The following is a 20,851-nucleotide window of genomic DNA, read 5'->3' on the forward strand; positions in this document are numbered from 1 at the left end:
AGAATTGTTCTTTTCCCTCTGCCGTTCTGTCATAAAAACTGTCAGTTTTCTGCTATTTTTTCTTCCCTTTACTGCTCGAAAACCTTTTGGCACATGGTTTGTTTCATTGATGTTGTCTATTAAAACGAATTAATAACAAATAAATATAACATTATCATGGGAAAAATTATTGGAATTGACCTTGGAACCACGAACTCGTGTGTTTCTGTATTCGAAGGAAATGAGCCTGTTGTAATTTCCAACAGCGAAGGTAAACGTACCACTCCTTCTATTGTAGCATTTATAGATGGTGGCGAACGTAAAGTGGGTGACCCTGCTAAACGTCAAGCTATCACAAACCCACAACGCACGGTTTACTCAATCAAGCGTTTTATGGGAGAGAACTGGTCGCAAGTACAAAAAGAAGTACAGCGCATACCTTATAAAGTCGTAGAACAAAACAATATGCCACGTGTGGATATTGATGGACGTTTGTACACCCCACAAGAAATCTCGGCTATGGTTCTTCAAAAAATGAAGAAAACAGCCGAAGATTATTTGGGTCAGGAAGTTACCGAAGCGGTTATTACCGTGCCTGCTTATTTCTCAGACTCGCAACGCCAGGCAACGAAAGAAGCCGGACAAATTGCCGGTCTTGATGTGAAGCGTATCGTTAATGAACCAACTGCTGCTGCTTTGGCATATGGTATCGACAAGGCGCATAAAGATATGAAAATTGCCGTGTTCGACTTAGGTGGTGGTACTTTCGATATCTCTATCCTTGAGTTTGGCGGCGGTGTATTTGAAGTGCTTTCTACAAATGGTGATACGCACTTGGGTGGGGATGACTTTGACCAGGTAATCATCAACTGGTTGGCAGACGAGTTTAAAAAAGACGAAGGTGCCGACCTTACTAAAGACCCGATGGCGCTGCAACGTTTGAAAGAAGCTGCCGAAAAAGCGAAGATTGAACTTTCATCGTCTACAACTACCGAGATAAACTTGCCATATATCATGCCGGTAGATGGTGTTCCAAAGCATTTGGTGAAAACATTGACCCGTGCTAAGTTTGAATCGTTGGCGCACAGCTTGATTCAAGCTTGTTTGGAACCTTGTAAAAAAGCAATGAGCGATGCCGGTCTGGGTAACTCGGATATTGATGAAGTAATTCTTGTGGGTGGTTCATCACGTATTCCTGCCGTGCAGAAGTTGGTAGAAGATTTCTTTGGAAAAGCACCTTCTAAGGGCGTAAACCCCGACGAAGTAGTAGCTGTAGGTGCTGCTGTGCAAGGAGCTGTATTGACCGATGAAATTAAAGGTGTTGTGTTGTTGGATGTAACTCCGCTTTCAATGGGTATCGAAACGCTAGGTGGTGTTATGACTAAATTGATTGATGCAAACACAACTATTCCGGTAAAGAAGAGCGAAACATTCTCGACAGCTGCCGACAACCAAACAGAGGTTACAATCCATGTGTTGCAAGGTGAGCGTCCGATGGCAAACCAGAACAAATCAATTGGTCAGTTCAACCTTACAGGTATTGCGCCTGCTCGTCGTGGTGTGCCTCAGGTAGAAGTTACGTTCGATATTGATGCCAATGGTATCTTGAAGGTGTCTGCTAAGGATAAAGCAACCGGCAAAGAGCAAGCTATCCGTATCGAAGCTTCGAGCGGTTTGAGCAAAGAGGAAATTGAAAAAATGAAAGCCGAAGCCGAAGCTAACGCTGATGCTGACAAGAAAGAACGTGAGAAAATTGACAAACTCAACCAAGCTGACAGTATGATTTTCCAAACAGAAAAACAACTGGAAGAGCTGGGCGACAAACTCTCTGCCGACAAGAAAGCTCCAATCGAGGCTGCTTTGAGCAAACTGAAAGATGCTCACCAAGCACAAGATTTGGCAACAATCGATACTGCAATGGCCGAGTTGAATACTGCATTCCAAGCTGCAAGCGCTGAAATGTATGCACAAAGTGGCGGTGCTCAGGCGGGACCTGATATGAATGCAGGGCAGGCTAATGACACTTCTTCAAGTGAAGGTGATAATATTCAGGATGCGGATTTTGAAGAAGTGAAGTAATAGATGATTAGAAATAGTCAATAAATAATAGAAAATCCCTGTAAACAAATAGTTTACGGGGATTTTTGTTTTTGTAAATTTGTAGATAGCTATTGTTTTTGATGGTTTTTTATCATACATTTGTACCATTATTGTACCGGAACTTAATTAGTGATGAAGTGGAACTTATGAGCACTTATGACTACTAATGAGTACTTAAATGGCGATAAAGATACCGATGAATAAGATTCAGAAACAATGTGCAGTGTGTGGACAGCCTTTCGTTCCGAAGACGGTTGATTCTGTTTATTGCTCTAAAACGTGCGGCAATGCAGCATATCGTGAAAAGAAACGGCAAAAGCGAAAAGAAGAAGAAAAGCAAGCGGTCGTAGCTAAAATACCAGATGACCGTCTCTATATTTCCGTTCCTGAAGCGATTGCGCTTTTCGGTGTTGCCAAGAGTACGCTCTATCGTCTTATTCGGCAAAAGCGAATTCCTGCTATCAACTTAGGGGCTCGTCTTGTTCGGATTGACCGAGCAGCGATAGAGGAAATGTTTCCTATTCGCCAAACACCTCTTAAAAAGGAGAAACCAGCAACAAAGCTTTATAGCCTTGAACCACAAGATTGTTATACAATCGGCGAGATTGCCAAAAAGTTTGGCATATCGGATAGTACGGTATATAAGCATATCCGTAAATATTCCATTCCAACTCGACAGATTGGCAACTATGTTTACGCTCCAAAAACTGAAATAGATAATTTGTATAATCAATAACAATATACCACATGAAACAACTCTCCAATACAAAAGTAACTGTCCGGCTTCGCAAGGCGGAGGACCGTAAAGAGTGGTATGTTTATATTGAAAGCTACCCGGTTTATGTTCCCGGCAAGCAAACTCCACAGCGTTTTCGTGAATATTTGAATCGTTGTATCACCACAGTTGAATGGGATAAGAAGCGCACAGCTCGCACCGATGCAGACGGAACGAAAACCTACAAACCCAAACGTGATGATAATGGAATAATCGTTTGCCGAAGCGAAAAAGACCAAGAAACTATGCTATATGCTGATGGGATTCGTAAGCTCCGCCAACGAGAATATGATAATGCCGATTTATACAGTGATACAGAAAGTGCACAAGTTGAACAAAAGGAGCGTGCGCAGCAGAATTTCATAGAGTATTTTAATGTCACAGCCAAGAAACGCCACGCACAAAGCTCTGATTCTATCCGCGTAAACTGGAAACGAACCTACGAATTAATGAAGCTCTTCGCTGGAGACACATTGCCTTTTGCCAAAATCGACAATCGCTTTGCCGAAGATTTTAAGTTATATCTCTTGTCCGCTCCTTGCGGTGGCAATAAAAGCGGAACTATTTCCCGCAATACCGCAGTAACATACTTTTCCATTTTCAAAGCTGCATTGAAACAAGCTTTTATAGATGGATATTTGACGACTGATTTATCCGCAAAAATCAAAGGTATACCCGAGCAGGAATCAAGACGTGAGTATCTGACCGTTGAAGAACTTAATACTCTCGCCGGCACACCATGCGAACGAGATGTTCTCAAACGAGCAGCATTGTTTTCGGCTCTTACCGGCTTACGACATTGTGATATTCAGAAATTGAAATGGAAAGAGATTAGTGTTAATGGTGACCACGCCCAATTACATTTCACTCAGCAGAAAACAAAAGGTGTGGAATATATGCCTATTTCGCAACAGGCACTTGATCTGTGTGGCGAACCTCGTGAACCGGAACAGCTCGTTTTTGAAGATTTACCCGACCCAGCATGGATTTCCAAACCATTGAAACGTTGGATAGAATCAGCCGGTATCACGAAACGGATCACATTTCATTGCTTTCGGCATACGTATGCGACGCTTCAATTATCCAGTGGTACAGATATTTACACTGTCAGCAAGATGCTCGGACACACCAATGTAAAAACCACTCAAATTTATGCAAAGGTTGTGGACGAGAAGAAAAGCAAGGCGGCACAAGCGATTCAGTTGAACACCCTTAATAATACTGAAGAATGAAACAGAACAGTCTTTTGCAGTACATTATATTATATGTAATCGTAGCTTGTGTTGCTCTGGCCATTGCTGCACTAGCGCGTATGTTTACCATTTCGGTTGGTTTCGACAGCTTTACCTCATTTATTGTTTTTGTTGTAGTGTTGGCTGTTCAGGTAGTAGTCTATTTAAGTATTCATGTACTACTCCAAAATATGATGTTACCTTGGATTGGTGAGTGGCTGTCCAAAATACCATACTTCCGAAAGAGAATTGAGCAAAGACAAGTTCTTCCTGTTGCTGTTGAGCCAGAAATAGAAGAAAGTAACACTGAAATTGATATGCCGGAATTGGATGTCTCTTTAGAAGATATTCGGAACGAACAGCAACAAAATATAGCAAAGGAGCAGGAAGAGATTCTGAATGTCGCTCTGGACTATACTCGAAAATCGTTTGCCCTTTATCTTTCCGATGAAGATCTTGATGTTCTTTGCCGGAATGTCCGTTCATATATGAACAAGTTAGAAGAAACAAAATTGAAGCCAGTTAAGGTGAAAGAGCTATCAGCCCTCGACCTTCGCCACTTCGGATGGAATATCTGGAACTACTTCAAACCGAGGAATCAGATGGATATTGCGAACTTACTGAAAATCGTCTTCCCTGATGTTTTCAAAGAGGTAGAAGTGAAAAGTATCAAGCGACACTTGAAAGATGATGAACTGAAAGGGGTGATAAAGATAATAGAATCTCTTAAATAATTATAATAGAAGGAATAATGGAAGAAGTGTTTGAACCAAAGGTTTTCATTTCATACTCACATGATAATGATGAGCATAAAAATTGGGTATTACAGCTTGCTACAAGGCTGAGGTCGAATGGCGTTGATGTTCTTTTAGATATTTGGAATCTTAGGTTAGGTCAAGATCTTGCTTCATTCATGGAGAAGGGTCTTTCCAAGTCTCAAAGGATTATTTGCATTTGCTCCGAAAACTATGTAAGGAAAGCCAATGATGGTAAAGGTGGTGCTGGGTATGAAAAACAAATCATGACAGCTGAATTGATTAAAGATCAGAATACAGAGTGGGTTATACCACTAATAGTAAATAATACAAGTGAAAGCAAGTTACCCAGATTCTTAGGAGGAAGAAAATATATAAGTTTCGAAGACACTCTCTTGTATGAAAACAAATATGAAGAGTTATTGAGAGATTTGCTTGATGAACCAGTTTCTCCAATTCCTCCAATTGGGAAGAACCCTTTTAAAGTCGCAAAAGAATTTGCTCAGCAAAAATTTTTACCAGCGAACGAGAAATACACCTCTCCTGCAGTTTCTGGGAATGTGGTTTTTGACTATTCGAACAATGATGGAAGATATTTCATTGGACAAGATGAGTTAATGTTTGAATTGAAGTTTAGTAAGTCAAGTAATTGGAATATTCAACTTTTAAATGATCCTGCAAGTGTCAGAACAGTCGCAATTGCAAAGAATGTAAAAGAGCTTGTCGAGATATATGACGCAAGGGTCTATGATGGCTCATCAAGAATAAGAAGACCGAAAATAGATGAAATAGCAGTTTTACAAAACACAAATGGGTTTTACGCTGCAATCAAAATTCTTGGGATAAAAGATGACACTCGCGGAGATGAAAATGATGAAATAACTTTCGAATACAAAATTCAGACAAATGGGTCTCCTGATTTTTCTAAATAAGGAAAAGACCAATGAAATCAAACGGTCTTACTTCCATAACAATAACTAAATAATATCAGCACTTTAAGTGTTTTCTAAGTGTTTCTCGAGTGTCGCCCAGACACCGTAGAAACACTATTTTTATTTGCACCATATTCATAAAAAACGATAAATATGGAAGCAAATGAAATTTCTTTTGAAAACCTGCCTAAGGCAGTAGCGCATTTGGTCAGTGAGCTGGCTGAGATCAAATCTTTAGTTGAGAAGGGGCAAACGCCTATTGTTCCTCAGAAACGAATCCCGATTGACATTGAAGAGGCTTGCCGGATTATCGGCAAAGCGAAACCTACCGTGTATGCTCTTGTACGCAAGCGAATGATTCCTTGCTATAAGAGCGGCAAGAAACTCTATTTCTTCGAGGATGAACTGTTGGAGTGGATTTCCAAAGGCAAGAAGAAAACCTTGCAGGAGATAGAATCCGAAGCAGAGGCGGGATATAATAAGCGTAAAAACATACAAAGATGAACTTGTTCGACTTATTAGCCAATTTTTGGCGAGTGGACGAACGGGAGAGCTTCAGCGGCAACGATACCCGATTGTATTTCTTCTTGGTTCATTTAGCTAACCGTTCCTATTGGTCGGAATGGATAGAGTGTTCCAACAAACGATTAGCTGCCAATGCGAATATATCCTTGGATGTTATGAAATCTTCACGCGACCGACTAAAGGCAGCCGGTCTGTTAGATTATTCTTCTGGGGGCGGACATAGGGTTAAAACTAAGTACCAGATTTTAGCACCTAAGTCCGACCTTAAACTCCCACCTTATAATATAAAGACTAAAGACAAAAACTCTAATATAAATTCTTATGGAAAAAAGAAAGGCTCAGTCTTTACGGGAAGTGATTTCGACTAATCAGCAATTCTTTCAGGCATTGCGGAAAGATGCTCAAGAGATGGTCGCCCATGAAAAAGAAAAGATTCGGCGACAACGTTTGCCTTTGCCGCTGGCTTATGCTGACTTTCGGAGTTTGTTTTGCGAGTTTGGTACAATTTGTTTGCACAACCGCAATCAAGCTAAAGATTTTGTTATTGACAAAAACAACGAACCTATGATAGAGCAACTCTATTGCTACATAATCAACGATTCTGCATTCTCCGGAAATTTGAATAAGGGCATCATGCTGCAAGGGAAATATGGTTGCGGTAAAACTATTCTGCTGGAAACGTACTCATTGCTTCATAATCAAATTTCGCGAAGATTTTTTCTGAATCAGCCTCTGTTTACGTTTATCAAGTCTGTGGAATTGCAGGAGCAAATTGTAAAGCAGTCGGCAAGTGTTTTTGCCCGACGACCGTTAATCATTGATGAGTTTGGGCGAGAATCCAAAACGGTTCAGGATTATGGAAACGTCAGCCGACCCATATCCGAATTGTTGAGTTTGAGAAGCGATGTCGGAGTCGTAACACATGGCACCACGAACTTCACTTTTGCTACACTTTCGTCCGATGAGTTCTATGGTGGAATGATTGGCGATCGCCTAAAAGTGATGTTTAATTTTATCACTTTGAATGGTGAAAGCCGTCGAGTTTAAGCTTTCATTTCAATGGGCTCACTATTCGCGAGCAATGTAGCAAGAGGGAACTGGACAAGTCCTGTTCTATCCTCTTGCCCTACGGGGTTACTTGCTGTTAATCAGCAAGATATTAAAAGCGAGTTTTATAAAGACTCGTATAAATAAAATCGCTAATATCCTATTGATTAAGCGATTAATAAAATGAATTCTTATAAAAAAGTTATAATATGGTACAAAATAAGAATAAAACAGCATTAACGACGATTGGAATTGACCATAACACCAATCGCCAGATAGATAAACTTTGCAAGCGATACAATCTGAAAAAAGGAGAGATTGTAAAGCTCGCTTTCGAGTATATGGATAAGGCTTGTATCAATCCGTCCGAGCCACCGGAATCCGTTAAAACGGAGTTGGCGAAAATCAACAAACGGCAGGATGATCTAATCCGTTTTATCCGCCACTTTGAAGAAAAGGAACTGAATCCGATGATTCGGGCAAGCCATTCGATAGCTGTCCGCTTCGATGAAGTAGTCAAAACTTTGGAAGAGTTGATTAAATCGGAAATAACCCTCATGTGGAATAAGCATTCAGATATCCTGCAACGAATAAGCGATACATTTGGGAAACATGCAAATATTGTCAATACCCAAACAAAGCAAATAGCCTCTTTAACTCAGATACAAAAAGAGGATAATAAAAGGCTTTTGGAACTAATCGCTTTATATGCAGAACTTGCAACTTGCGGTGTAATGGATAGTAAGCGAAAGGAGGTTCTGAAAGCCGAAATTCACAAACTGACAAATCCCGAATAACCATGAATATAGACTTCCCGCCACCGTCCAAAGGAACATACAACAACGCCGGAGGTTGCCGCCAGTTGGCAAATTACCTCGAGCATGAAGATTTAGAACGTATGGAAAAAGGTATCTATACGGAAAGATTCTTCAACCTGAGGGAAGACAATCTGTATAAAGCCCAGATTATTGAGGATATTGATTCAAATATCGGACAGTTGCTAAAAACGGATGCTAAGTTCTATGCTATCCACGTTAGTCCCTCAGAAAAAGAACTGAAAACGATGGGAAATACTGAACAGGAGCAAGCCGAAGCCATGAAACGATACATTCGAGAAGTCTTTATCCCTGAATACGCCAAGAACTTCAATAAAGGATTATCCGCTGAAGATATAAAGTTCTATGGAAAAATCCATTTCGATCGCTCCCGATCAGATAATAAGCTGAATATGCATTGCCATTTGATTGTAAGCCGAAAAGACCAGTCAAATAAAAAGAAGCTATCGCCGCTTACCAACCACAAGAATACCAAGAAAGGAGCAATCAAAGGTGGCTTTGATAGAACGAACTTGTTTCAACGAGCAGAAACCGGCTTTGATAAACTCTTTGGCTACCAGCGAGATTTGCAAGAAACATTTACATACTGCAATACGATGGAAAACGGCAGTATAAAAGAGAAATTGCAGATGCAGGAGCAAGAATTGAAGGTAGCCAAGAAACCATTAGTTCCTGAGGTAGAGAATAGTAAAAAGCAAGAACGCACCAACGTTGGTACGGACATACAGCCAAACGTTCAAACGTATGGCCAGTCAAACAGTCAGCCAACCGCGAAATCGATTAATCAATTAAGCGATAGCACTAGCGGAGAAAATATTCTCTCTTCTTTATTTTCCATACTCCCCACCGCTGCAGATGTTGACAAGCCTAATCCGGAAGATGAACTGCCATTGCGAAAACTCAAGAAAAAGAAGAAAAACAGAAGAATAGGTTAATAAACTCCTTTTTAATTTGGCAAACAAAGGTATATTTCAAGAATAAAACGTCAACACCAAGCCGCAAGCGGTTTTACGCGAAATCTCCACACCTCCGCTCTGCTTCGGGTAGTATTTCCCGCAAAAGTGTTGCCTAATTTATTATTTCCATAGAAGAGGTGTTTACAAAATGTAAAAGGGGAAAAATATGTAGGTTAAATTATTGTTGATAAGTTTTTCTGCAGTGCATTGCGTCTGTTTCTCAAACATTTAGTATATTTGCCAAAAATGTCAAGACGATAAAATCAAAAATATGAAGTTCACAGAACGCATAAAACAACTACGCGAAGAACTGCAAATGCCTCAACGACAATTAGCCGCAGCATTGGAAATCGACACTGCCACTTATTGCAAAATTGAAAAGGGCGAACGCAGAGCCAAAGGCGAACAAGTTATAGTCATTGCTGATATATTACAATCGGATAAGGATGATCTACTCGCTTTATGGCTTGCTGACCAAGTTCCAGCTTCTATTGCTGACGAAAAAGTTATTGCTGACAAGGCAATTGATATTGTAAAAAGAAACATAAAAGAACTGTAACTCATAAATTCGGTAATATGAACTGGAATAAAACAAAAATACAGATAAACAACGGAGAATTTGTAGAAGCACAAGCTCCTGTTATAGTATCCGCGAGCCGCTCGACAGATATTCCTGCGTTTTATTCAGATTGGTTTTTTCAAAGATTGAAAGAAGGATATGTTAAATGGAAAAATCCATTTAATGGAGTTCCACTATATGTCTCATTTCAAAATACCCGCTTGATTGTGTTTTGGTCGAAGAATCATAAACCAATGATGAAGCATTTGGATTATTTGAATGAAAAGGATATCAATTATTATTTCCAGTTTACACTTAACGATTATGATGCTGAAAAATTAGAACCTCAAGTTCCCAATGTTCAATCAAGAATTGAAACATTTATTGAACTTTCGGAAAAAATTGGAAAAGAAAAAGTGATTTGGCGTTTTGACCCTTTGATTTTGACCGACAAAATTGGCGTTGATGAATTGTTGCGAAAAATTGAAAATATTGGCGATCAACTGAAAAATCATACAAATAAGCTGGTTTTTAGTTTTGCAGATATTAAAACCTATAAGAAGGTTCAAAATAATTTGAAAAGTAATTCCATTTATTATCAAGAATTTAATGAGCGAACAATGACCGAATTTGCAGCGAGTCTTCAACATTTAAATGAAAACTGGCACTTTGAACTTGCTACTTGTGCAGAACAAATACCGTTGGAAAAATATGGCATTGAACATAATAAGTGCGTTGATGACGATTTAATAATAAAACTTTTTTCGCACGATAAGGTTCTTATGGACTTTTTAGGTGTTAAAATAATACCGCCAGACATGTTTAATCCCGAAGGTTCTATCGAAAAGAAAAGAAACAACAAAGACAAAGGGCAACGGCAGCATTGTGGATGTATTATAAGTAAAGATGTTGGAGAGTATAATACTTGTCCGCATTTGTGCGAATATTGCTATGCAAATGCGTCTAAACAAATTGCCTTAAAAAATTGGGATTTGCATAAACAAGATAGAAATAATGCAATGATAAAAGGAGAATAATTATGGCAGACTATTATTTTAACTTTCCACCAATAACATCGTTAACTTTGCCTCAACGAGCAGCACTAAATGAACCTAATCCAATTGCACTCTCTGGCGGACCAGGGACAGGAAAAAGTTTTGTGTCTTTGTGGAGACATATATCAAAACAAAATCAAAATATAAATACTCAATTACTTACCTTCACAACCTCTCTTGCTTATTATTTAAAAGCGAGTAGTGCCACACAAAATGCAAATGCCTCAAATTGTGTTGATTCAACCAAAAATTGGTGTTTAAACAATGCGCAAAATCGAACTGAGATCATCGTTGACGAGGCTCAGGATATGCCCCTAAGTTTTTATGAAGATAATAATCAGTTGCAGAGATATTCTACTCAAATATCATATGGGGCAGATGATAAACAAATTCTAAAATCAGGAGCAATAAATACGAATGGTACTTATAATCTAAATGTCTGCGCACCAGAGAGAGAATTGCAAAGAGTATTTAATAATAGAAGGTTTGTATTGGACAGAAATTTTAGAAATACCCAAAGTATTTTGTTATTTGCAAAAACGGTTTTTCCTCAAGCACCTATTTCTCAAAATGAAATAGACTCATGTCGAGAAATTGGAGACAAACCACTTTTGTATGTTACAAATAATAATTTGCAAAAACAAAATCAAACCATAATTGATATAGTTAGGCAATTAAATGTAGATGAACATAATATAGGCATATTGACACCTTTAGCAAATGTCCCATGGGCGGGAGGTGATGCTTTGACTGCAAGTTACTATTTCAATTTATTGCATAATTTCGATTGCAGTTTTTATGATCATACGTTACACGATGCAAATGGTGGCCTTCGCGCTATGAAAAATATTCATATCACACCTTTTAAGTCAGCGAAAGGCTTGGAGTTTGATACTGTTATCATTCCATGCTTTGATGCCTTTTTGCAATCCTTCAGAGTTATATCATGGAGAGATTTCTTTGTAGGTGTCACAAGAGCAAAAAGCAATTTATTCTTGTTCTCAAACAATGACATAACGATTAATAATCCTCTTTTGAATTCAGTAATAGATAAACAAATAATATAAAAATGGAAACACGATATTTTTTCCCGATAAGCTCAATAAGTTTGGCCGATTATTTCGGTTGTGCTTGTATCAAGCCAAGTAAATATTTTGGAAATAAACCAACTGATATTCAAAATAAATTTGATTCATATCTATTATTGAGTGATAAAAAAATAAAAGGAAGTGGAATTGACTGCGCTCTCGAATTAGTTTTATCGAAAGATGAAATAAAAGAATTGAATAACGTATATAATGGTTTTTATTTGTATAAAAAACCATTACCGATTTCGAGGGTTAAAACAATTTATTTTATAGATGAGATTCAGAGAAAACAAACTATCGCAAATATTGAATTGAGTACCGCTTTTATTCCTCACGAGTTAATAAAAGAGTCGGATTTTGATGATATTGATTTATCAATTCTGGAAGACATAACCACACCTGACAACAACAATGATTGGCGAAACAATATTAAACGATTTGACAGCTTTTTGGGAGGATTTGCTTTAATGCGTTTAGCAGGAGAAGATTATATGAATTTTTCCGAGAATTATTTTTCCACATTATCTTTTTTTAATGAAGTAATACAAAAAGAGCTTCAACAAAACAACATCAATATTACTGATAAATATTTTGATGCGTTTGTAGGAGAAAAAGGATTTAAAAAATTATTGCCCATTATTAATAAACGAATAGAAGAAGAAGACTTAAACATATTGGCTAAAGAGGATGGACAAACAATATTGAAAAATAGTGTTCGGTTAATTGACTTATCAAAATTGGACAAAGATACAAAGACATATATTGCAGCAGTATTATATACTTATAAGGTAGGGCAAGAAGCTGGAATGAAAAAAATAGATGAATTAATACGAACTAATTTCAGGGAAGTTGCTAAAGGTGAGGGTATCGCACTATGCTATGGCTTAAATAGAGGTTATTCTGCTTTTAATAACAAATACAAGGATAAAATTGTAAAATTTCAATTAAACAGTCAACTCGACTATTATACGATCGAAAGTTTATATCAATATGCTTTTAATCAGATTAAGTCAGAAGAATTTCCTTACCTAAGTTGGTGTCCCAAACAAAAATTGTCTAAAACAATAACACCCGACTATAGGATTTTAGATGTTGTTGTAAAAGGTAAAAAAAAAGCAAGACTTCTCTCTTCAGAATATTTGGAAAACTTGTTGTTGCAATTTTTTCAAAAAGATAGTGCTTCGCTTTTCAGAGGATTATTTGAAAAAATGCGAGAAATAATATACAAAGATGCCAAAAATGAAATTGCAGAAGATTATGAAAATCAAATTATCCAAAAACAGGAAGAAATAGAAAATCTAAAAGCAGAACTAAAAAAGCTATTAGAAATTCAAAAAACAACTTCTACGAAGGAATATAAACAACGAGAAGAGCTATCTGCTCAAACAATAATAGTCGAGGATCCTCAAATGTTTTATACTTCAGAAAAATATGTTAAAAAAGTCATAGAAAAATATTTAGCATATAAAGAAAAAGGGAAGAAGGTGCTTGAAAATGAAGCAAAAGCAAAGGGTATAAATGTAAAAAGCAAAAAAACAGACGAAATTATATTATTATTAATGACTACTCCTGATTCTAATATCCCTAATTTATGAGCAATTTGTTTGATAATCTGTTTGAAATATCTGATTCTTCCGATTCATTAGATAATTTCCTCAATGAAAATATTCAGGATATAATAGAGTTTTGCAATTCTGATTACAATAACATTGTAAATTGCAAGCAATCTATAGAGACTTTTATTTTACTAAAATGTAACATAATAGATGGATTGAATTATGAAGAAACATATAATAAAGCATTCATTTCAATATTATTAGAATTTTGTGAACGATTAAACCTTCGATCTTCTATTATTTCAATATATCCAATTATTGATAGAAATAATTTGGGCGTCGGAAGTAGATTGCAAGCTGCATTATTATTTTTATATAATGTTGATAGTAATTCTACACTTATAAATAGATTTGATGAAATATGTCAGAATCTTGAATTAGCAATTGAATTTGAAGATGATAATGAAAAAAAATCAATAACTACATTTTTGAATTATTATTATTGTGTTATTAGGGATACATATCCACATATTAAATTTGCTTCTGAATTAAAGTTAAAAATTGAAAAGGCTCTTGATAATAACATATATCAATTCCTTAAGCACGAGTCTATAATTCAGTCATTAGGTGTAAATTACAATAATGTAGATGACATACAGAAAATAATAGACACTCTTTTAGAGAAGACGATAATTACTCATTCTGTCAGTGACATTAGCAAAATAATAATAGAGACTGATACAGAATACTCTAATATGCTAAAGGATGTTGCAGCTAATTTTGATTCAATTCGTTCTATTTCTGTTCGTCATGCCGGAAGTCAAAAAATAACAGGTCGTGGTGTGAAAATTCTTGAATCGGAAGTTGAATTATATGGATATTTCAAAAGCTATGGAAATATGCACAAAGCAAAGCTGCAATCCGCATTCAATGCTTTGCCTAGTATATCTTCAAAAATCAACATTATTGACTGGGGGTGTGGTCAAGGATTTGCAAGTATGGTTTTCCTTGAAAAATATGGACATGAAAATATAAATCAAATTACACTTATTGAACCTTCAGAAATTGCTCTTAAAAGAGCAGCATTACACTGCAAAAAATATTGTTCTAAAATCTTATTAAAAACAATCTGTAAAAAATTAAATGATTTAGACGAAAGTGATTTCAATATACCACAATCCGATATCACAATACATCTTTTTTCAAATATTCTTGATATTGACGACTATTCACTAAATCGTTTAATCAACTTAATAGAAAAAACACTATCAAAAAAAGATTATTTTGTTTGCGTTAGTCCTTATATTGATACTATAAAGACAGAAAGACTAGAATCTTTTAAGCGTTATTTTGAAAATAAGCATACTTCTTCTTTTCAATTATTAAAAGAAAAATTAAATGGTAAAGTTGGTACATATTGGAAGTGCAACAATCATAATAATCCCTGTTACGACCATAATCAAAAGATTACAGGCTATTGCAGTAATAAATGGACAAGAGTGATCAATGTTTTTAGTGTGAATTAGTAATAAATAGATTAACATATCATGCCCGAACAACAAAACATAGAATACAAGTCCTCTTGGCACGATGACTATCTAAAATGGATATGCGGCTTTGCTAACGCACAGGGTGGACAGATTTATATCGGCAAAGACGATGTTGGAAATGTCGTTGCTGTTGAAGATTATAAAAAGCTGATGGACGAAATTCCCAACAAAATCAAGAATAATATGGGGATAACCGCTGAAGTAAATCTTCTGCAAGAAGATGGTAAGCATTACATTGAAATTGTCGTTCAGCCTTATTCTGTTCCCATTTCTTTGCGGGGCAGATACTATTATCGTAGCGGAAGTGTAAAACAAGAGCTGACAGGGACTTCGCTGAATGAATTTCTTTTGAAACGATTTGGACTGGCTTGGGATGAAGTAACCGAGTCGAGAGCCACCTTCGATGATATTGACGAAAAGGCTTTCAAAGCCTTTTTGGTTATGGCGAAAGAGAAAGACCGTTTGCCTGATGTAGAAGGGCTGTCTATGGAAGATGTTTTTAACAAATTACGTCTGACCAAAAATGGAGAACTTACACGTGCCGCAATAATTCTTTTCGGTAAAGACCCAAGGAATTTCTTTACGAATGCCTTTGTAAAGATTGGGCGTTTCAAAGGAGATACAGATTTGCGCTTTCAAGATGTCGAGGAAGGAAATTTAATCGTTTTGCTAAAAAGCGTGTTAGAGCGATTAGATCATAAATATCTTACTCGCTCCATTGAGTTTAAAGGCATGCTACGTCTGGAGCACAGTGAATATCCTATTCCAGCACTGCGTGAAATGCTTCTCAATGCGATGGTTCACCGTCAATACATGGGTTCATTTACTCAAATCAGGGTTTATGATGATAGAATAACTATCTGGAATGATGGTAAGCTGCCCGAAGGCATTACTTTGGAGATGCTCAAACATATCCATTCCTCCCACCCACGCAATCCACTTATCGCAGATGTTTGTTTCAAAGGTGGACTTATCGATTCTTGGGGCCGTGGCACTGTTCGAATCATTGAGTCTTGCAAAGAAGCAGGGCTTCCTGAACCCGAACTGACAGAACGCGAAGGCGGTTTCTTGGTAACCTTATTTAAGAACAACCTTACAGAAGAGCAATTGGTGAAACTTGGTCTTAATGCAAGGCAAGTAAAAGCAGTATCGTATGTAAAAGAGAAAGGCCGTATTACTAACAGCGATTATCAAACGCTAAATGAAATATCTGACAGAACCTCTTCAAGAGATTTGGAGGATTTAGTAGCCAAAGGTGTTTTGAAGCGAGTTGGAGATAAAAAAAGTGCTCACTATGAAATATAGCTTGGCGGATAAATGGCGGATACGTGGCGGAAATGGCGGATAACTATTTATGAGTTTCTGTAAGCTAAATTTGGAAGCAACAGTTTGAAGTTGTTATAAATGAATATCGTATGATATTTATTATTTTTGCAAGCAACTTCCGATAATATAAATTATGTAGAAGTTAGAAAATGACACCAGAAGAAAAGGCGAGGGAAATAATCAATCGGATGCTAAATGAAGCTGGATGGGAAATTGTCAAAAGAGATGATTACTCCCCCGGAATATCCGCTGTGGCTATCGAGGAAGGTCTATTGAGAGGAAATCTCGAAGCTGACTATCTTCTGTTTCTCAATGGGAAAGCGATAGGAGTGCTTGAAGCGAAAAGGGAGGAGTATGGGCTATCCAATGTCGTAATGGAGCAGGCAGAAAGGTATGTGCGCAGATTGCCGAGCTGGTGTTCTTACTGGTATCAACCGCTACCTATTGTTTATCTATCAAATGGCAGAGAAATTCTGTTCAAAAATATTCATAATCCCAAAGAGGATTATATTTCTGTTTCTCGAATTCACTCGCCGAAAGAGGTTGTAAAAATGCTTGGTATAGAAGATGATTATGCCGGATTGCCGACCTTACAAGCAAAAGGATTGCGGGATTGCCAGTATGAAGCAATTACTGAATTAGAATCCAGTTTCCGATTAGGCCAATCTCGTGCATTAATGGTGCTTGCAACAGGAGCCGGAAAGACTTTCACAGCTTGTATGGCTGCATATAGGTTACTTTCATACACACCAATGAAACGAGTGTTGTTCCTTGTTGATCGAAACAATCTGGGGCGACAGGCTGAAGGCGAATTTGGAACTTTTCGTCTTACAGAAACTGGTGAGCCATTTAATACGATTTTCACAACTGAGCGATTGAAGTCTGCCAATATTCCCAAAGATGCAAATGTTGTTATTTCAACTATTCAGCGTCTTTTTGCTCTGCTTACAGGGCTGGAGCTAAATGACAACGACAACGATGAATCATATAGTGAAGAAGATGAGGAAATTCAGTTGGGCGGAAATCTAAATCTGCCTCCTGATTTCTTCGATTTGATCATTATTGATGAGTGCCACCGCTCCATTTATGGCAACTGGCGGCAAGTCTTGGAGTATTTTAGTTCGGCAAAGATGATTGGTCTTACCGCAACGCCCGCTCCGGAAACTTTAGCTTTCTTCAATAATAATCGCATAGTCAATTATACGCTTGAAAAATCTATTGCTGATGGAATCAATGTTGATTATCGTGTGTATCGTATCAAAACCCAAGTAACAGAAATTGGCGGAGCAATCAAAGATGGCGAAGATATCAAACATATAACGAAGTACTCCGGTAAGACTGAAGATGTGAAAAATTCAGAGGAGAAAACATATACCTCAACCGAACTGAATCGCAGCATTGTTAATCCGGCTCAAATCAAACTGATTTTAGAAACTTATCATGATGCTATTTTCACAGAGCTATATCCTGAACGAGATTCTCAGTTTGAATATATTCCTAAAACGCTCATTTTCGCTCTTAATGACGCACATGCTACAAATATAGTTCGAATTGCGAAAGAAGTATTCCCTAATCAATCCGAGAATTTTGTCCAAAAAATCACATATTCGGCAGGAGATAGTAATCAACTTATCAGAAGCTTTCGAAATGATAAAGATTTTCGAATTGCGGTTACGGTTACATTAGTTGCAACCGGTACGGATGTTAAGCCGTTGGAAGTTGTAATGTTTATGCGAGATGTTGAATCGGATGCCTTATATACGCAGATGAAAGGGCGAGGTGTAAGAACCATAGGAGATGAACAACTTCGGAATGTAACTCCCAATGCCATTAGCAAGGATATTTTCTTTTTAGTTGATGCAGTCGGGGTAACAGAGCATGAAATGCAGGTAACACGTCCCGGAACAGATACTCCACCTCCCAATATGTCATTAAGAATATTGTTGGAACGCATTACACATGGAGATTTGCCTGATGATAACCTAAGGTTGTTGGCGAGTCGCTTATCACGAATCAATATAAAATCAGATAGCAAGCAGCGTCAGAAATTCACAGAATTGGCAGGAATAGAGATGAAGGATTTAGCTGTTCAAATATTCGATGCTCTTGAAAGTGCTGCATTGGAACCATTCGTTGATGCCAATCAGTCCAACCTTGCGCGAAAAGGTCTTGTTCGTCCTCTTACTCATAACCCGAAAGCAAGGCAATATCTATTAGAACTGAATGCCGGATTTATATCCATTCTACAACCGGGAGAAGACAATTTGATTGAAAAGGGATTCTCTATAGAGGAGGCTCAAAAAACAACCCAAGCATTTGAAGAATATGTGAACTCTCACAAAGATGAGATAGAAGCACTACGGATTATCTACAATAATACAAATGAGCCTATCACATACGGAATGCTTAAAGATTTGCGGACAAAATTAGTTCATGCCAGCAATAAGTTTAATCCGATATTATTATGGAATACTTATTCTATCCTTGATCCGGCTCATGTTGTTTCATTTCGCTCCAAGGATGAAAAGGATGCCCTAACCAATATAATTCAATTGGTGCGTTTCGCATTCAAACGAATCCCCGAACTACGTTCTTTGTCGTCTATGGCAGCAAGCCGGTTTGAGCTTTGGTGCGGACAAAATCAACGTCCGCTGACCGACACTCAAAAGGAAATTATCCGCAATGTTGTAAATTATATTGTAGCTAACGGAAGTTGCACAATGAACGATATAAAGGAGGAAGACAAACCTTTTGTTGCTCAAATGGTAAGAATGTTTGGTTCTGCTAACGCTGTTAATACAGCTATTATTTCTCTTTCCCAATTTATTCTCAAATCTGCTTAAAACAAAATTATATAATGTCAAAAAAAACAGTTGCGAACGAGCAATCACTTACCAAAAAAGTCTGGAATTTAGCTACGATACTTTCTTCACAGGGAGTCGGTTTTACTGATTATATCACACAACTAACTTATCTGTTATTTCTAAAAATGGATAACGAAAATGTTGAGATTTTTGGCGAATCCTCTGCGATACCTGATGGTTATCGATGGAATGATTTAACGGAATTAGATGGACTTGATTTAATTGAGCAGTACGAAAAAACACTCAAACTATTAAGTCAGGAAGACAATCTGATCGGAACAATCTATACGAAAGCCCAAAATAAGATAGATAAACCGGTATATCTCAAAAAGGTAATAACGCTCATTGATGAAGAAAATTGGCTTTCGATGGATGGTGACGTTAAAGGGGCTATCTATGAAAGTATTCTTGAGAAAAACGGGCAAGACAAGAAAAGTGGAGCGGGTCAATATTTCACGCCTCGCCCTCTGATTAATACAATGGTAGAGGTTACTCGACCACAAATTGGCGAAACAGTTTGCGATCCGGCTTGCGGAACAGGAGGATTCCTTCTTGCTGCCTACGATTACATGAAAGAACAATCGCAGGATAAGGATAAGCGCGCATTCTTACGAGATAAAGCATTACATGGAAATGATAATACGCCTCTTGTTGTCACGTTGGCGTCGATGAATTTATATTTGCATGGAATAGGAACGGAACGTAGTCCGATAGAATGTTGTGATTCATTGGAAAGAGAACCGGATACATTGGTTGATGTTGTACTTGCTAATCCTCCGTTTGGAAATCGTCCTGCTGGATCTACGGATATTGCTTCCATGCGAACAGATCTTTATGTCTCTACAAGCAATAACCAGTTGAATTTCATGCAACATATCATGTTGATGCTTAAAAATGGAGGGCGAGCCGCAGTCGTTTTGCCGGATAACGTTTTGTTTGAAGGTGGAGCGGGTGAAACTATTCGTAAGAAACTGCTCACAGAATTTAATCTTCATACGATCCTACGTTTACCTACTGGGATTTTTTATGCGAATGGAGTTAAGGCGAACGTTTTGTTTTTCTCGAAAGGAAGTAAAACCAACGAAACATGGTATTATGACTACCGCACCAATGTAAAGCACACATTGGCAACAAACCCAATGCGCCGTCAACACCTTAACGACTTTGTAAAATGCTACAATGCAGACAATCTTCACAATAGAACAGAAACTTATTCTGAAGAAAATCCGTCCGGTCGTTGGCGAAAATATAATTCTACCGAGTTGTTGAATCGGGACAAAACCAGTCTCGATATTACGTGGATTAAAACCGGAGAAGATACCGTTGATATGTCGCTCGCTGAATTAATGTCACAAATTGAAGAGAAAAGCTCTAACATAGCAAAGGCAGTAGCTTCGCTAAAAGAAATAATCGGCAAAATTGAGGAATAATGGATACGAAGAAATTACGTCAAAAAATCCTCGATTTAGCTATACGTGGCAAGCTAGTTCCTCAAGATCCCAATGATGAGCCAGCTTCAGTTCTTATCGAGAAAATCCGTGCGGAAAAAGAGCGATTAATCAAGGAGAAAAAGATTAAGCGAGATAAGAACGAATCATATATTTACCGTTCCGATAAATCATATTACGAGAAGTTCGCCGACGGAACTGTGAAATGTATCGACGAGGAGATACCGTTTGAGATACCTGAGAGTTGGGAGTGGTGTAGATTGGGAAA

Annotated in this window: 18 protein-coding genes and 1 pseudogene; all 19 read left to right on the forward strand. The window is 37.6% G+C overall.

Annotation, left to right across the window (positions count from 1 at the left end):
• Positions 1–156: 156 nt before the first annotated feature.
• Entirely contained in the window at positions 157–2,058 is a 1,902-nt protein-coding gene (dnaK, locus tag D0T50_RS12965; protein WP_163223956.1) for a molecular chaperone DnaK, read from the forward strand.
• Between the two features lie 199 nt (positions 2,059–2,257).
• Complete coding sequence (locus D0T50_RS12970) at positions 2,258–2,815, forward strand: helix-turn-helix domain-containing protein (RefSeq protein WP_203558247.1); 558 nt, start codon at positions 2,258–2,260, stop codon at positions 2,813–2,815.
• 11 nt (positions 2,816–2,826) lie between these two features.
• Complete coding sequence (locus tag D0T50_RS12975; protein ID WP_163223957.1) at positions 2,827–4,086, forward strand: site-specific integrase; 1,260 nt, start codon at positions 2,827–2,829, stop codon at positions 4,084–4,086.
• Positions 4,083–4,820, forward strand: a complete 738-nt coding sequence (locus tag D0T50_RS12980) for a hypothetical protein (protein ID WP_163223958.1) — start codon at positions 4,083–4,085, stop codon at positions 4,818–4,820. The genes D0T50_RS12975 and D0T50_RS12980 overlap by 4 nt, the downstream gene beginning before the upstream one ends.
• 17 nt (positions 4,821–4,837) lie before the next feature.
• Positions 4,838–5,773, forward strand: a complete 936-nt coding sequence (locus D0T50_RS12985; RefSeq protein WP_163223959.1) for a toll/interleukin-1 receptor domain-containing protein — start codon at positions 4,838–4,840, stop codon at positions 5,771–5,773.
• A gap of 153 nt (positions 5,774–5,926) precedes the next feature.
• The gene (locus D0T50_RS12990) at positions 5,927–6,277 is read left to right on the forward strand and encodes a helix-turn-helix domain-containing protein (RefSeq protein ID WP_163223960.1); all 351 of its coding nucleotides are present in this window, start codon (positions 5,927–5,929) and stop codon (positions 6,275–6,277) included.
• Positions 6,274–6,666 (forward strand): hypothetical protein, encoded by a 393-nt coding sequence (locus D0T50_RS12995; protein ID WP_163223961.1) that lies wholly within the window; start codon positions 6,274–6,276, stop codon positions 6,664–6,666. Before D0T50_RS12990 ends, D0T50_RS12995 begins: the two co-directional genes overlap by 4 nt.
• Positions 6,620–7,345 carry a hypothetical protein gene (locus D0T50_RS13000; protein WP_163223962.1) on the forward strand — a complete coding sequence of 242 codons (726 nt, stop codon included), beginning with the start codon at positions 6,620–6,622 and terminating at the stop codon, positions 7,343–7,345. Before D0T50_RS12995 ends, D0T50_RS13000 begins: the two co-directional genes overlap by 47 nt.
• A 209-nt stretch (positions 7,346–7,554) precedes the next feature.
• Positions 7,555–8,142: a BfmA/BtgA family mobilization protein gene (locus D0T50_RS13005; RefSeq protein ID WP_163223963.1), complete on the forward strand. Its 588-nt coding sequence runs from the start codon at positions 7,555–7,557 to the stop codon at positions 8,140–8,142.
• Positions 8,143–8,144: 2 nt separating this feature from the next.
• Positions 8,145–9,116: a DUF5712 family protein gene (locus D0T50_RS13010; protein WP_163223964.1), complete on the forward strand. Its 972-nt coding sequence runs from the start codon at positions 8,145–8,147 to the stop codon at positions 9,114–9,116.
• A 292-nt stretch (positions 9,117–9,408) separates the two neighbouring features.
• Positions 9,409–9,696: a helix-turn-helix domain-containing protein gene (locus D0T50_RS13015; protein WP_163223965.1), complete on the forward strand. Its 288-nt coding sequence runs from the start codon at positions 9,409–9,411 to the stop codon at positions 9,694–9,696.
• A 17-nt stretch (positions 9,697–9,713) separates the two neighbouring features.
• Positions 9,714–10,733 (forward strand): DUF1848 domain-containing protein, encoded by a 1,020-nt coding sequence (locus D0T50_RS13020; protein ID WP_163223966.1) that lies wholly within the window; start codon positions 9,714–9,716, stop codon positions 10,731–10,733.
• Between the two features lie 2 nt (positions 10,734–10,735).
• Positions 10,736–11,818: a 3'-5' exonuclease gene (locus D0T50_RS13025; protein WP_163223967.1), complete on the forward strand. Its 1,083-nt coding sequence runs from the start codon at positions 10,736–10,738 to the stop codon at positions 11,816–11,818.
• 2 nt (positions 11,819–11,820) lie between these two features.
• Positions 11,821–13,434 carry a hypothetical protein gene (locus D0T50_RS13030; protein ID WP_163223968.1) on the forward strand — a complete coding sequence of 538 codons (1,614 nt, stop codon included), beginning with the start codon at positions 11,821–11,823 and terminating at the stop codon, positions 13,432–13,434.
• Entirely contained in the window at positions 13,431–14,921 is a 1,491-nt protein-coding gene (locus D0T50_RS13035; protein ID WP_163223969.1) for a class I SAM-dependent methyltransferase, read from the forward strand. Before D0T50_RS13030 ends, D0T50_RS13035 begins: the two co-directional genes overlap by 4 nt.
• A gap of 21 nt (positions 14,922–14,942) precedes the next feature.
• Positions 14,943–16,250, forward strand: a complete 1,308-nt coding sequence (locus tag D0T50_RS13040; protein ID WP_163223970.1) for an ATP-binding protein — start codon at positions 14,943–14,945, stop codon at positions 16,248–16,250.
• A 170-nt stretch (positions 16,251–16,420) separates the two neighbouring features.
• Positions 16,421–19,114, forward strand: coding sequence for a DEAD/DEAH box helicase family protein (locus tag D0T50_RS13045; protein ID WP_163223971.1), 2,694 nt, complete (start codon positions 16,421–16,423; stop codon positions 19,112–19,114).
• 14 nt (positions 19,115–19,128) lie between these two features.
• Positions 19,129–20,565: a class I SAM-dependent DNA methyltransferase gene (locus tag D0T50_RS13050; RefSeq protein ID WP_163223972.1), complete on the forward strand. Its 1,437-nt coding sequence runs from the start codon at positions 19,129–19,131 to the stop codon at positions 20,563–20,565.
• Positions 20,565–20,851 (forward strand): annotated as a pseudogene (locus tag D0T50_RS13055) (restriction endonuclease subunit S); the annotation flags it as partial. The gene D0T50_RS13050 and the pseudogene D0T50_RS13055, both read left to right, overlap by 1 nt.

It is taken from the genome of Bacteroides sp. 214, assembly GCF_010501015.1.
Taxonomy (GTDB): domain Bacteria; phylum Bacteroidota; class Bacteroidia; order Bacteroidales; family Bacteroidaceae; genus Bacteroides.

Excerpts from the sequence above, each read along its gene's own strand:
- D0T50_RS12990 (WP_163223960.1), top strand. The coding sequence starts at position 5,927 with ATGGAAGCAAATGAAATTTCTTTTGAAAACCTGCCTAAGGCAGTAGCG.
- D0T50_RS12970 (WP_203558247.1), top strand. The coding sequence starts at position 2,258 with ATGGCGATAAAGATACCGATGAATAAGATTCAGAAACAATGTGCAGTG.
- D0T50_RS13035 (WP_163223969.1), top strand. The coding sequence starts at position 13,431 with ATGAGCAATTTGTTTGATAATCTGTTTGAAATATCTGATTCTTCCGAT.
- D0T50_RS13010 (WP_163223964.1), top strand. The coding sequence starts at position 8,145 with ATGAATATAGACTTCCCGCCACCGTCCAAAGGAACATACAACAACGCC.
- D0T50_RS13000 (WP_163223962.1), top strand. The coding sequence starts at position 6,620 with ATGGAAAAAAGAAAGGCTCAGTCTTTACGGGAAGTGATTTCGACTAAT.
- D0T50_RS12975 (WP_163223957.1), top strand. The coding sequence starts at position 2,827 with ATGAAACAACTCTCCAATACAAAAGTAACTGTCCGGCTTCGCAAGGCG.
- D0T50_RS12985 (WP_163223959.1), top strand. The coding sequence starts at position 4,838 with ATGGAAGAAGTGTTTGAACCAAAGGTTTTCATTTCATACTCACATGAT.
- D0T50_RS13025 (WP_163223967.1), top strand. The coding sequence starts at position 10,736 with ATGGCAGACTATTATTTTAACTTTCCACCAATAACATCGTTAACTTTG.
- D0T50_RS13020 (WP_163223966.1), top strand. The coding sequence starts at position 9,714 with ATGAACTGGAATAAAACAAAAATACAGATAAACAACGGAGAATTTGTA.
- D0T50_RS13030 (WP_163223968.1), top strand. The coding sequence starts at position 11,821 with ATGGAAACACGATATTTTTTCCCGATAAGCTCAATAAGTTTGGCCGAT.
- D0T50_RS13040 (WP_163223970.1), top strand. The coding sequence starts at position 14,943 with ATGCCCGAACAACAAAACATAGAATACAAGTCCTCTTGGCACGATGAC.
- dnaK (WP_163223956.1), top strand. The coding sequence starts at position 157 with ATGGGAAAAATTATTGGAATTGACCTTGGAACCACGAACTCGTGTGTT.
- D0T50_RS13045 (WP_163223971.1), top strand. The coding sequence starts at position 16,421 with ATGACACCAGAAGAAAAGGCGAGGGAAATAATCAATCGGATGCTAAAT.
- D0T50_RS13015 (WP_163223965.1), top strand. The coding sequence starts at position 9,409 with ATGAAGTTCACAGAACGCATAAAACAACTACGCGAAGAACTGCAAATG.
- D0T50_RS13005 (WP_163223963.1), top strand. The coding sequence starts at position 7,555 with ATGGTACAAAATAAGAATAAAACAGCATTAACGACGATTGGAATTGAC.
- D0T50_RS12980 (WP_163223958.1), top strand. The coding sequence starts at position 4,083 with ATGAAACAGAACAGTCTTTTGCAGTACATTATATTATATGTAATCGTA.
- D0T50_RS12995 (WP_163223961.1), top strand. The coding sequence starts at position 6,274 with ATGAACTTGTTCGACTTATTAGCCAATTTTTGGCGAGTGGACGAACGG.
- D0T50_RS13050 (WP_163223972.1), top strand. The coding sequence starts at position 19,129 with ATGTCAAAAAAAACAGTTGCGAACGAGCAATCACTTACCAAAAAAGTC.